General features: G+C 69.9%; 10 protein-coding genes. 2 read left to right on the forward strand and 8 right to left on the reverse strand.

What is annotated here, in order from left to right:
• Positions 1 to 302: 302 nt before the first annotated feature.
• Positions 303 to 860 carry a DinB family protein gene (locus ACIA8E_RS13125; RefSeq protein WP_399297433.1) on the forward strand — a complete coding sequence of 186 codons (558 nt, stop codon included), beginning with the start codon at positions 303 to 305 and terminating at the stop codon, positions 858 to 860.
• Between the two features lie 395 nt (positions 861 to 1,255).
• Here ACIA8E_RS13125 and ACIA8E_RS13130 read toward each other — a convergent pair whose 3' ends face one another.
• The 7 genes from ACIA8E_RS13130 to ACIA8E_RS13160 all read right to left on the reverse strand — a co-directional run bounded on the left by ACIA8E_RS13130 (position 1,256) and on the right by ACIA8E_RS13160 (position 10,502).
• Entirely contained in the window at positions 1,256 to 1,426 is a 171-nt protein-coding gene (locus tag ACIA8E_RS13130) for a hypothetical protein (RefSeq protein WP_399297435.1), read from the reverse strand.
• Positions 1,427 to 1,684: 258 nt separating this feature from the next.
• Positions 1,685 to 4,027, reverse strand: a complete 2,343-nt coding sequence (locus ACIA8E_RS13135; protein ID WP_399297437.1) for a glycoside hydrolase family 3 N-terminal domain-containing protein — start codon at positions 4,025 to 4,027, stop codon at positions 1,685 to 1,687.
• Between the two features lie 125 nt (positions 4,028 to 4,152).
• Positions 4,153 to 6,087: a cellulase family glycosylhydrolase gene (locus ACIA8E_RS13140; RefSeq protein WP_399297439.1), complete on the reverse strand. Its 1,935-nt coding sequence runs from the start codon at positions 6,085 to 6,087 to the stop codon at positions 4,153 to 4,155.
• A 141-nt stretch (positions 6,088 to 6,228) separates the two neighbouring features.
• Entirely contained in the window at positions 6,229 to 7,230 is a 1,002-nt protein-coding gene (locus tag ACIA8E_RS13145) for a LacI family DNA-binding transcriptional regulator (RefSeq protein WP_399297441.1), read from the reverse strand.
• 164 nt (positions 7,231 to 7,394) lie between these two features.
• Positions 7,395 to 8,222 carry a carbohydrate ABC transporter permease gene (locus ACIA8E_RS13150; RefSeq protein WP_399297443.1) on the reverse strand — a complete coding sequence of 276 codons (828 nt, stop codon included), beginning with the start codon at positions 8,220 to 8,222 and terminating at the stop codon, positions 7,395 to 7,397.
• Positions 8,223 to 8,235: 13 nt separating this feature from the next.
• A complete protein-coding gene (locus tag ACIA8E_RS13155) occupies positions 8,236 to 9,177 on the reverse strand; it encodes a carbohydrate ABC transporter permease (protein WP_399297445.1) in 942 nt (313 codons plus the stop codon).
• A gap of 32 nt (positions 9,178 to 9,209) precedes the next feature.
• Positions 9,210 to 10,502, reverse strand: coding sequence for an ABC transporter substrate-binding protein (locus ACIA8E_RS13160; protein ID WP_399297447.1), 1,293 nt, complete (start codon positions 10,500 to 10,502; stop codon positions 9,210 to 9,212).
• Positions 10,503 to 11,250: 748 nt separating this feature from the next.
• Here ACIA8E_RS13160 and ACIA8E_RS13165 point away from each other — a divergent pair.
• The gene (locus ACIA8E_RS13165) at positions 11,251 to 11,910 is read left to right on the forward strand and encodes a hypothetical protein (protein ID WP_399297449.1); all 660 of its coding nucleotides are present in this window, start codon (positions 11,251 to 11,253) and stop codon (positions 11,908 to 11,910) included.
• Positions 11,911 to 12,303: 393 nt separating this feature from the next.
• On the opposite strand, the gene ACIA8E_RS13170 is transcribed toward ACIA8E_RS13165, so the two are convergent.
• Positions 12,304 to 12,810 (reverse strand): Dps family protein, encoded by a 507-nt coding sequence (locus ACIA8E_RS13170; RefSeq protein WP_399297451.1) that lies wholly within the window; start codon positions 12,808 to 12,810, stop codon positions 12,304 to 12,306.
• Positions 12,811 to 12,818: the final 8 nt, after the last annotated feature.

Genomic DNA, 12,818 nt, shown 5'->3' on the forward strand with positions numbered 1-12,818 from the left:
CCGGTCACAATCAGACAGATCCTGTATCCGGAAGCAGACGCCGGGGCCGACGGCTCAACTGTCCTGGTCCGGGCCGCTGATCACTCGGGCAGTGCACCCCGGCGGGTCTGCCGGCCGCGACGTTCCTGCCGCCCCCGTCGACGGGCTCTCCGGTACGACTCCCTCCTCAGTGGTGCGGTGATGAGTGTCGGGTTGGTCCGTTGCCTTTTCTCCTGCTGCCCACCGCTCCGGCCGTCACCGCCTGTACCTTCCGAAGCGGCCGTGCCCGCGCCATCACCGTCAAGCCCTGAAGGAGAGGCAGCATGAGTACGACCAGCCCACAGAGAAGAGCCGCCATGTTCGTCGGACCCGACGACGACCCCCGGCTCCGTGCTCCCTCGACCGGCGAAGAACGCGGCATGCTCGTCGGCTTCCTCAGGGCTCAGCGCACGACGCTGGAACTGAAGTGTGCCGGTCTGGACGCGGAACTGTCCCGGCGCTCCGTCGAGCCCTCCACCCTCTCGCTGCCCGGCCTCGTCCGCCATCTTGCCGACGTGGAACGCCGATGGTTCCGCCAGGTCCTCGCAGGCCAGGACGCACCACCGCGCTTCTCCTCGTCGGCCGAGCCCGACGGCGACTTCGACGGTGCGGTGTCCGATCCCGCCGTTGTGGACAAGGCCTGGGAGGCATGGCGCGCCGAGGTAGCGTTCGCCGACGCCTTCGTTGTTGAGGCGCCCCACCTGGACCTGGTGGGCGAGGACTCATGGCGCGGGACAGTGTCGCTGCGCTGGGTGCTCATCCACATGGTCGAGGAATACGCCCGGCACAACGGACACGCCGATCTGCTCCGTGAGCGCATCGATGGCGCGATAGGCGTGTGATGAGACCGCTGACGAGGGCCGTGGCGAACTGGGGCAGGATCCGGCGCAGTACTGATGCGTGATCGCTCCTGTCGATGGCCTGCCATGTGCGCTCCAGGAGGTTCGGGGCCGACTCCGTGTCCGACACCTTGAGCTGAGCGAGATCTTCGGCGCTGCCCCAGTGGCACTCACAGTTGCGCTCGTCGGGGCGGGCGATCAACCTGCGCAAGGTGGCGGCCAGGCCGTCCAGCGCTGTGTCGAGACGAAGTCGTGCGCGGGGCCGGGCGAGGTTCGTCAGGGCGTTCGCCTTCGAGGACTCCGGGAGATTGCGCTGCCCGTAGATCCCGAACCTACCGGGGCGGCCCTCATGACAGCATCCCCGACAAGGGGCGGGCAGGGGCTGTCTGCCCTTTCGGTCAGCCGGCCTGGTACACGTGCGCGCGGGCGCCCTGCCACTCGATCACGCAGGGATCGTCGAGAACCCGCTCCGGGTCAGCCAGTCCGGCGGCGGACAGAAGCACGACAAGGTCGTGATCGCTGTGCGCGGTCCCCAACCGCCGTTCGCAACCGTTGATCTGCATCGTCACAGGTCTGCCTCCGGAAGGTGTGGGGGCCTGAATGATCCAGCGAGGTGTCACCATGACTTCAGGGTGTCTCCAAATTCCCGTCGCTGCACCGCACTTATGGGCCGTACACCCGTCTGGCCGATCGGCGTTTTGTTCGGAACCGGGTGATCTGGTTAGCTGCTTCTGCCGCCCGGTCTGAGCAACTGTCAGTGACTGACCGCGACCGGGCGCAATTCCGCCCCCCTTCCGGGGAAGGGGGGCGGAATTGAGCGTCCGGGCTCAGATCTTCGTCTCCCTGCCGCTCGTCGGGGCGGTCACGGTGAGCCGGACGCCGCGGGTCCGGTCCGAGGACGGTCCCGTCTCGATCGCGAACTCTCCCGGCTCCACCGCACGCTCCCACGCGCGGGTGACGGATGCCAGGGTCTGAGCCCCCACCGGGAAGGAGACCTCGGCCCGTTCCCCGGGCACCAGCTCGATCCGGGCGAAGCCGCGCAGTTCCCGCACCCGCGGCCACGACGTGCCGCCGAGCACCCGGCGCACGTAGAGCTGCACCGTCTCGCTGACGGACCGGTCGCCTGTGTTGTGCACCTCCACCATGCACAGGAGTGGCTCCGCGGCTCCACGCGGCGCGTCCGCGTCGAACTCCGCCACCGCGACGCACGCGCGGGACAGCCGTGGTGCGCCGTACTCGACCGACGTGTAGGCCAGGCCGTGGCCGAACGCGTGGCGGGCGGTGGCGGGCTGGTCGGCATAACCGCGGTAGCCGTGGTCCTTCCCGTTGTAGAAGACGGGCAGCTGGGCCGACGACCGGGGCACCGAGACGGGCAGCCGGCCCACGGGTTCCGCCGCACCGAACAGCACGTCCGCCACCGCGCGCCCACCCCACGGGCCGGGGTACCAGGCGCTCAGCACCGCCCCGGCCCGGTCGGCGGGATCCGGCAGCGCGTGCGGACGTCCCTGGACCAGCACCATGACGACGGGGGTGCCCGTCGCGGCGACCGCGTCGAGCAGAGCCGACTGTCCTTCGGGAAGCCCGAGTTCAGCCAGGTCCACACCTTCCCCGCAGGTCATTTCCACGGGATTGCCCGAGGCGACGACAGCGGCTCCGTTGGCGTCGAATCGCGTCCCCGACGCCCGCGCGCTCGAACCGCCGAGCACCACCACCGCGACATCGGCACCGGCCGCGAGAGCGACCGCCCCGGGGAGGGCCGACAGATCGCCGCCGACGAGATCGCTGCCCCGGGAGTGCGCGACCTCCGTGCCGTCCGGAGCCGCGGCCATGAGGCCGTCGAGAACGCTGATGCCCGTGCCGGGCCGCTGGGGCGCGGTGTAGTCGCCGATCTGCTGCGGTACGGAGTCGGCGTTCGGGCCGATGACCGCGATCCGGCGGACGCGGTCGGTGAGCGGCAGCGTCACGCCGTCGTGTGCGAGGAGCGTGACGGATTCCCGGGCGATACGCTCGCTCAGCAGTTCCGGCCCCGGAGCCGGCGCGCGCTCCCCGGTGTACGGGTGCTCGAAGAGGCCGAGCCGGAACTTCAGCGCGAGGACCCGCCCGACCGCGGTGTCGAGGGTGCTCTCGTCGACCAGCCCGCGCCGCACGGCCTGCTCGAGCCGGGGGAAACATGCGTCCCAAAGACTCAGATCGGTCCCCGCTTCCAGTGCCAGCGCGCCGGCCGCCACCGGGTCCCCGGCCAGCCGCACCAGGCGGTCGAGCGCGAGCCCGTCGGCCATCACGAGACCGGTGAACCCCCACCGTTCGCGCAGGATCCCGGTCATCAGCTCCCGGTTGGCCGCACAGGGGATGCCGTCGAATTCGTTGTACGCCGCCATGACACCTGCCGCCCCGGCCCGGATCCCTGCCAGAGCGGCCTCCAGATGGATCTCGTGCAGCTCGCGGGCGCCGAGCTCGGTGGCCGCGCTGTTGCGGCCGCCGACCGTGGCTCCCTGCCCGGCGAAGTGTTTGAGTACGACAGCAGCCCGGTCCGGCCCGAAGTGACTCTCCGGCGGCCCCTGGACACCGCGCACCAGGGCTTCGGTGAACCGCGCCGCCAGGTACGGATCCTCGCCGAAACACTCCTCCGCGCGGCCCCAGCGCGGATCCCGCACCAGGTCGAGCGCGGACACCAGCGCCACATGGCCGCCGCGCGACCGGAGTTGCGCGGCGGCGAGGGCGGCGGCCTCCTCGTACAACTCCGGGTTCCAGGTGGCGCCGACCGCCAGGTTCACCGGCAGCAGTGTGCCGTCCAGCGCCTGGAGGCCGTGCGGCATCTCCTCGACCAGCAGGACGGGGATGCCGAGCCGGGTGTTTTCCACCACATGCCGCTGGACGGCGTCGGAGACCCGCGCGCCGTCCGCCGCGCCGATGCCGGTTTCCGCCGTCACACCCGACCAGGGGTCGGCGCGCTGCAACCCGTAGAGCGCGCCCATCCCGTCGTGGGCGGCCACCTCCGTCCGGAACGCCTCGGTCAGCTCGTGGCCCGAGGAGGTGCGTTCGTACGCGTCCCACCCGTACATCCGTTGGTTGACCTGGCCCACCTTCTCGGTGAGCGTCATCCGCGCCAGCAGGTCACGCACCCGGTCGGCGACGGGCGCCGTGGGATCACGGAAGAGCGGCTCGGACATCGGGTGGCTCACTTTCACGGGGCAGGACAGAGCGGTTGTGCGGTACGGCAATTCGTACGGCGGGGCTCTCGCTCGGTCCGGACCCGCGTGTCCGGACCGGACCGAACGAGAAGGGCCCCGGCCGGTCAGCGCAGTTCGAGGACGCGCACCCCGTACGGGCCGATCACCACGTCCCTCACCGGTTCGCCACCGGTCAGCTCGCGCAGTTCCCCGTCCGCCGACGGACGGACGGTCAGCTCCCCGCCCGACTGGCTCACCAGCCACACATAGCGGGTGCCGTCCTCGCGGACCAGGGTGTCCGCGGCGACGTACGGCGTGTCGACCGTCACCGGCCGTACGGCCCCGGCGAGTTCGGCGAGCGCCGCGTACAGCCGGTGCGTCTGCTCCGGGTTGGCGCGGGCCGTGCGGGCAGCCATGTGCTCCAGTGGATAGGTGGCCAGGACCGTACGGCCCTCGCCCGTCTCGTGGCACAGCAGCGCCGGGCGGCCGTGCGCGTCGGTGGCGACGACCCGTGCACCGGCCGGGACCACCGGCAGGTAGGCGCGGCTGTCCTCGTTGCCGGCGACCGGGAACGTCAGGGTCTCGCCCGCGGCGATGGAGCCGAAGTCCTCGGAGAACGTCATTTCCAGGACGTCGTCCTCGATCGGCTCCGCGACACCGTAGGAGAGCTGGAGCTCCACGCCGAACAGGCCGTCCAGGTCGTGGAACCACGGACCGCGTGTCGTCGGGTGCTCACCCGAGCAGAACGACAGGTAGACCGTGGCGCCCTCGCGGGCACGGCGTTCCAGCGCCCGCCGCGTGCGGGTGGTCAACTGCCGCGTCGAGGGCAGCAGATACAGTGCGGCGTCGTCCGGCAACCCGTCCGCTTCCCGGGCGAACGCCACGGGCAGGTCCGCGCCGCGCGCGGCCACGTACCCCTGGTGCAGCGAGGTGAAGATCAGCGGCCGGTCGGCGGGCCGGCTGTAGGGGTAGCCGCGCTCCAGGAAGGCGGGCACGACCAAGGCGGTGTCGGCGTCCGTCCGGCGGCAGCGCGCGAAGTCGACCCGCTTCAGCACCTCGGCGAAATCGGCCAGTTCACGCAGCGGCTCCTTCGGCCGGCCGGTGTGGTCGGTGATCCCGAAGTGCATCTCGAAGGGGTGGTGGTCGTACGGCGACTGCTCCCAGAGGTCGTCGTAGTCCGTGTTGTTCCAGGCGATCCAGCCGGTGGCCCCGCCGAGCAGCGAGTTGTGCAGGGTCTGCCGGTAGAACACGCCCGCGTTCGCCGCCGAGACCGTGTCGGTCGAGAGCCCGAACTCCTCCAGCACGACCGGCTGGCCGGTGACGGCGGCGAGTTCGCACTCGAACGCGGCGCGGTAGTGCTGGCGCGGTCGGTCCGTGTCCGAGCGGTAGACGTGCGGCCCCACGAAGTCCACGTACTCGGCGGTGTCCCGCAGCGAGAAGCCGTTGTCGCGGCCGGTCACCTCGATGCCCCACGCGCCGTCCCCGAGTGACACGGGCTGGGTGCCGCCCGCCGCGCGCACGGCGTCGCACATGAATTGCGCCCAGGCGGTGACGACTTCGCTGGATGGCGGGTCGACCTGGTAGATCCGGCCGTAGCCCGGCATCTCGTTGGTGATCAGCCAGCCGGTGACCGCGGGGTGGTCCTTGAAGCGCCGGGTCATCTGGGAGACGAACCACGCCTGCCGCCCGACGAGCCACACGTCCTCGTACAGATCACGGTCCCCGCGCCACGCGGGGTCCCAGTTCTCGCCCGACATGTGGCCGACGATGAAGGTGGGTACCGTCCCCATCCCCGCCTCGGTGTGGGCGTCCAGGAAGTCACGGAAGCGGTCGCACAGCTCCTCGTCGATCCGTCCGGGCTCGGGGTGGAAGTCGGGCCAGTAGAAGAACGACCGGGTCATGTTCAGCCCGTGGTCCCGTAGGACGGCGATCTCCTCGCGTACCGTCTTCGGCTCGTAGTTCCGCCACATCAGCGGACCGCCGGTGCGGGACCAGAAGTTGGCGCCGAGCCAGGGGAGAGCGGCGGAGTCATGGTTGAGCTGGGCGCTGTGGCGTCGCATGGTCCTTCTGTGACCTCTTCGATGTACGGGGGTGGATCGGTGCGGCCGGGGGGCGGGCCGGTCCGGGCCGGGGGAGCCGCGGGACAAGGCGGGGCCGTTCCCTCGGGGGGCGCGTGCGGTGCGGAGCGGAGGACGCATGTTTCAGGGTGCGGAGGGCACGGGACCGGTCGACTCCCGTACGACCAGGCGCGGACGTCCGTCGAGGACCGGCGGGGGTACGTTCTCACCGCACCGCACGAGCAGCGTGCGGGCGGCGGCCGCACCGACCCGTTGCACCTGCTGGTCCACGGTGGTGAGCCGGGGGTGCAGCCAGCGGCCGAGCGGCAGGTTGTCGTACCCCACCACCGACACTTCCCCGGGCACCTGGAGCCCGCTGCGCTGGGCCGTACCGATGCCGCAGACGGCCATGGAGTCGTTGGGGAACACCAGAGCGGTCGGCCGGTCGGGCAGGGCGAGCAGTTCCTCCGTGACCGCGACGGCCGCCTCCTCCGTGAAATCGGTGTGCCGGACGGCGACGGGCCGCAGACCCGCCTCGGCGAGGGCTTCCTCGAAGGCGGCCCGACGCAGCCTGGTGTGCACCAGGTCGGCCGGACCCGCGATGTACGCGAGACGCCGGTGGCCGAGCTCCAGCAGGTGCGCGACGGCCTCACGCACACCGGCGCCCTGCTGCCCGAGGCCGACGCGGGGCACCGGCGACGCGGGGTCCGGTGCGCCCAGCAGGACGGCGGGCAGCCCGAGGTCCCGCAGCAGCTGAGGGCGTGGGTCGTCCGCCCGCGCGTCGGTCAGCACGGCACCGTCGATCCGGCCTTCGGCGACCAGCCGTTCGTACAGCGCGCTCTCCTGGGCCATGTCGGCGACCAGGTGGAGCAGCAGACCGTAGCCCCGGGGCGCCAGTTCGCCCTCCAGGCCGGTGATCAGTTCGCTGAAGTGCGGGTCGGCACCGAGCACGTCCGTGGGGCGTCGCACGACGAGCGCGATCGTCCGGGTCCGTGCCCGGCGCAGGGCCGTCGCGGACGCGCTGGGCGACCAGCCCAGTTCGGCCGCTGCGTCCAGGACCCGGCGGCGGGTGGCCTCCGAGATCCGGCCGGTGCCGTTGACGGCCTGGGAGACCGCAGCGGTGGAGACCCCGGCCGCGGCGGCCACGGCCTTGATCGTGGGCCGGACGGCTCCCTCGACGCTTGCGCGGGTCCCGCGCTCTCCGGGGGGACCATCAGGGGTCCGGCCCGGACGCGCGACCGGGACGTCGGACCCCGGCGACGCCCCCGCGACGCTTCCTGCGTCCTCGGGACGCTCCCTGAGACGTTCCTTCACATCTTCACCGCCCCGCTGACGAGAGCCTGCTGCATGCGCTTCTGGAGCACCGTGTACACCACCCAGACCGGGACCAGCGTGAGCACCGTGCCCGCGGTCAGAATGCCGTAGTCGGTGCCGGTCAGGGACTTCAGGGTGGGCAGGGCCACCTGCACGGTGCGCTGCTCGGGGTCGGGGCCGATGATGACGAGCGAGTACAGGTACTCGTTCCAGAAGGTCAGGAAGTTCAGCAGGAGGATGGTGGCGATCCCGGGCATGCACATCGGCGTGTAGATGTGTCGCAGGACGGCAAAGGTGGACGCGCCGTCCATGCGCGCCGCCTCCTCCATCTCGCGCGGGATGGTCCGCATGAACTGCACCAGGATCACCACCGAGAGCGGCATCGCCGTGGCCGGCAGGAACAGCACCATGAACGCGCGGGTGTGGAACAGCCCGGTCGCGGCGGCGAGCAGGAACGTGGGGAAGAGCGCGGCGAACGTCGGGACCAGGAACCCCAGCGAGAACACCCGCTCCACGGCGGCGCCGAGCGGTCCCTCGGTACGGGCGATGGCGAAGGCCGCCGGAATGGCGAGCGCCAGTGTGAGAGCCAGCGCCAGCACCGTGACGAGCACCGAGTTGACGACGGCCGGTCCCAGATCCGCGGAGGAGAACGCCTCCCCGAAATTGCCGAGGGAGAGCGAGGTAGGCAGGGAGAACGGGCTCCCGAAGATCTGGTCGTTCGTCTTGAACGCCGAGACGAGCAGGTAGTAGAGGGGGACCACCAGCAGTGCCGCGTACAGCCAGGCGAGGACGTGGGCCGGCAGCCAGGACCTTCCGAACTTCATGGAACCGCTCCGATCAGTAGTTCTGGCGGAAGACGCGACGGATGGTCAGCAGCCCGGCCAGACCGACCAGGAACAGGACGACACCGACGGTCTGGCTGTAACCCAGGTCGGCCGCGATGAACGCCTTCTGGTAGACGAGGAAGGACAACGTTGTCGACGAGCTTCCGGGGCCGCCCTGGGTGAGCAGCAGCACGTTCTGCGCGGAGCCGAACAGGGTCCACAGGAACTGAAGCATCGTCACGACACCGACGAAGTCACGGATGACGGGGAAGTGGATGCGCCACATGGCGCGCCAGTGACCGGCGCCGTCGAGCTGAGCGGCCTCACCGATCTCGTCGGGCACGCTTCCCAGCCGGGCGGCGAACAGCACGGCCGTGAAGCCGATGCCGCTCCACACGTCGAGGACGATCAGACAGAAGAGGGCGGTGGACGGCGAGGCGAGCCAGGCGTCGGTGAGCGAGCCCAGACCGACCTTGTCCAGTGCGCCGTTGAGCAGTCCGTCCGGCGAGAGGACCGCGTAGAAGACCATCGCCTTGGCCGGGGTGGAGATCAGACCGGGGACGAAGAGCAGGTACCGCAGGGCGCGGTGACCCGGCGGCTTCTGTGCGACGTAGTACCCCAGCATGTACGCGCCCACGATCATCACGGGCAGCGCGATGACGAGTTGGGTGGCTGTGTTGCCCACCGACTCCCAGAACACCGGGTCGTCGAGGACGGTACGGACGTTGCCGAGACCGGCGAAGGAGACCGGCTGGAGCATGCCCGGCCAGTGGAGCGCGCAGATGACGAAGATGGCGACCAGTGGGCCGACCATGAAGACGAGGTACCAGACCAGCGCCGGCACGGCGAGGATGACGCCGCCCTGCTTACGGCGCGAGGGAGCGGCGGGGGGCGGCGAGGACGGGGCCGGCCGGCGGACCGAGGCGCCGCCCGGGGCGGACGAGAGCAACGTCATGAGGGGACTCGCAGAGGGCTCGGGCGCGCGGATCAGGCCGTGCGGTAGGCGGATTCGAGGGCGGAGCGCACGGCGGCCGCGCTCGTCCCCCGGGTGAAGGCGGTGCTGGTTGCCGTGATCAGCGGCTGGGTGGCCGTCGGGGGGACGTACAGGTCCGGCAGGAGGACCTGACCGACCCGGTCGCCGAGCTGCTGGGCCTTGGCCACCAACGGGAACTCCTTGCTGACCGTGTCCGTCACGAGAGCCATGTCCCGCCCGCTCTCGGTGATGAAGCGCGAGACCACATCGGGCCGGTACATGAAGCGCAGGAACTTCTCGACCGAGGGCAGCTTCTTGACGCCGTTGGGGCTGATCCAGAAGCCGATGAGCGTGTACGAGCGCAGGATCGTGGGCTTGCTGTGCGAGGCGCCGGGAGCCAGCGGCCAGCCGCCGATCTCGGTGTGTCCGGCCGGCCCCGCGGGGACCTTCGCCAGCGCCGAGGACATCGCGGACTGGATGGCCGCCGCCTCGGTGTTGTACTGCGTGGTCATCGTGTCGGACGTCAGCCCCTCCGCCTTGTCGGCGAAGACACCGGCGTCGCGCAGCTGGACGAAGTAGTCGATGCCTTCGCGGGCACCCCTGCTGCCGCTGAAGTCGCCGGTCGTATAGACCTTCCGGGCCTCGTCGGGCGTGAGGAAGGTCTGGATGATCTGGGCCAGCAGCTTCTGTCCCGTCCAGTCGTTGCCGCCGACGGTGACCGGGGCGATGCCCTTGGCCCGCAGCTTGCGCGCGGCGCCGATCAGTTGGTCCCCGGTGGTGGGAACGGAGTCGACGCCGGCCCGCTCCAGCAGAGCCGTGTTGTAGGCGACGGGCCAGTTGGTGGCGAAGTACGGGAAGGCGCGCAGCCTGCCCTTGCTGTCGGTCCACTCCTCCAGCGCGGCGGGCAGGACGCGCTCGCGCAGCCCCCAGTCGTCGAGATACCCCTTCACGTCGACGGTGGCCCCGACATCGGTCCAGGCCAGCGTCTTGTCATAGAGATTGACCATGACCACGTCCGGCTCCTTGCGGGCCAGCCGGGAGGTCTCGTACACCTGGGGAAGATCGTCGCCGTTCACGAGGTTCTTGACCCGGAGGCCCGGGTTCTCCTCGTGGAACGCCTTCACGACGGCCGTATAAGTGGGAGAGCCCGGCGCGGTGGTGCCGAGCTGGGTGTGCACGAGCAGGGTGCCGGGGTCGGAATCGGCCGAGGCGAGCGCGGAACAGCCGGACAGGGCGGGGAGTGCGGCAGCGGCGGCGAGGCCGGAGCCCGCAGCGAGGAAACCGCGCCGACTCAGTGATGAGCGCACAGCGGGATGTCTCCAACCAGGACGATATTCATGTTGGTTAATCGATGTACCAGTGGGCTGCGAGAAACGTAGAGGCACTTCCTGGAATGGTCAACCCCCGGTTGCGCATGCCGAAAACACAGACATATCCGGCGGTTGGAGGAGGGTGCCCGGCCGGTGCCTACGGGTCCGTGGGGGCGTTTCGGTGGAGCTTGCCCCATGGTCGGGTCATCGGTGTTTCTGTCCTGGTGGTACGGGAGTTGGCGGGGTGTCCGTGTCGGTGCCGGTTTTCCGTGCGGTCGACGGGCGCAAGGCGACCGACTGCGACAGCTACTGGCACGCCTACCGCCGGATTGCGGCCGGACGGCAGCGCAAGTCGGAATCGTCGTTCGGCCCGCGACGGTCCGAAGGTGCCTTCAACTCGAGCGGCCGTAGAGCCATTACGCAAAGTGATGATGACTCAAGTCATCCAATACATTAGAGGTATGAATGGCCGCATATGTGGAGCATGTCGTGCCTGCTGCAACTACTGAGAGTCAGATACGGTGGCGGGCGTCGCGCCGGCCGGGCACCGGCGCACGTCTGGTCGTTCAGCTAGCCACATGTCTGGCCCTTCAACTATCCGGAAGGAGTGAGCGTGAACGCTCGCTTTCGCGTGAGTCGGGGAAAGGCGCTTGCGGTCACAGCACTGGCCGCGATCGTCGCCTCGCCCCTCTCAGGATCGGTATCTGCTCTCGCAGACACCCAAGCGCGTTCAGAACACTGGGGCGTGATCGCCCGCAACACGATCGGCTCTCCCGTCGCCGACCTGAGGGACGGCCCGTACGGCTCGTACGACAAGACGGGATCCTCCGCCAGGCCGCCCTATGGAACGGGCAGCCTTGGAATCGAGGTGGCGGACGAGTCCGTGGCGGGCTCTGATCACCGAGAGAAGGCCGAATTCGGCAACGAGGTCGACTTCTACGGCGATTCGGTGCTGGGCCTGAAGAATGTCGGGTTCCGCGTCTTCCAGACCAGCGAGAACGTCCTCGTCGGCGGCGCGGACAACTTGCCGAACATCAGGTTCGAGATCGATCCGAACCTGACGTCGCTCCCCGCCAACAACTACTCTGCGTTGGTGTGGGTGCCGGCTGCATTCCCGACGACGTACGAGAACCAATGGAGCCCGTACGTCGATGCCACCACGAACGGGCACTGGTTCCTCACGGGCGCCGCGGGCGGCGCGACCGGCTGTGCCACGAGCTGCACCTGGGCGCAGATCAAGACCGCGCTCGACGACAGCGGAAGCGCCGGTAGGCCGACCATCCACTCCGCCGCGGTAAGCAAGGGCCGCGACGACGCGTGGGCCGGCGCCGTCGACGGTCTCCGGATCAATCAGAACATCTATGACTTCGAGGCGGACGGGGTCAACGCTCGTCGAGTCAACTGACGCGGGGTCCAGGCCCTGGACCGGTCAACAGCCGGTCCAGGGCCTGGACATGAAGTCGCGGATGCGCGGCCGTTCTACCCCTCGCACCACGCACGGTGACGCTGCTGTCGCGTCGGTCAGGTGGAGGGTCAGGCCCCTCGGGCGGCGCCATCGACATCCTCACAGTCAGCCGGTCAGGCCGACTCCCGGACCAGGGGGTCGGCTCCGCGCGCTGAGTCACATCTGCCGGCTCGGACAGCTGCGTGGCCTCGTCCATCTGCGGTGCGGGGCGTCGCACACATCCACCTCGCCGCGGGCTCCTGATCAGGGCACTCGAAACCGCGCCCCGACCTGCAACATCACAGCCTTCCGCAACACGCATCGGGCCTTCTCAGGGCCGCTCCAGGGCCGGTGTCAGGCGGATCGATTTTCCGCGCTGACCATCCAGGCGTGCTTCTCCAGCGAGTCGATGATCGCGTGCAGCAGGTCGGCCGTGGAGGGGTCCTCGCTGTCGACCTGGTCATGGAGGGTGCGCAGCGTATCGACGGTGGCGCGCAGGCGTGCAGTGACGAGGTCGACAACGGCGCTCACACTCTGCTCGCCCTCCGGGAACGCGGGGAGAGTGGTGGTCGCTGCCACGGTGTCGGTACGGCCGTCCGGGCAGGCCGCGAGAGCCCGCATGCGTTCGGCGATGGTGTCGGCGGCCTCCCGCGCGTCGTCGACGATCTCATCCAGTTGCAGGTGGAGGTCCCGGAAGTTGTGGCCGACCACGTTCCAGTGGGCCTGCTTCCCCTGGAGGTGCAGTTCCACCAGGTCCACCACGATCTGCTGCAAGGCCTGGGTAAGCTGCGGCGACGCCGTGAAGCCGGCGGAATCGGTCTCTGAACGCCGGGAGCCCCCAGGGGCAGAGGATGCGGTCATGGCGTCGC

Origin of the sequence: Streptomyces sp. NPDC051664, from assembly GCF_044453545.1 — a bacterium.
Classification (GTDB): Bacteria; Actinomycetota; Actinomycetes; order Streptomycetales; family Streptomycetaceae; genus Streptomyces.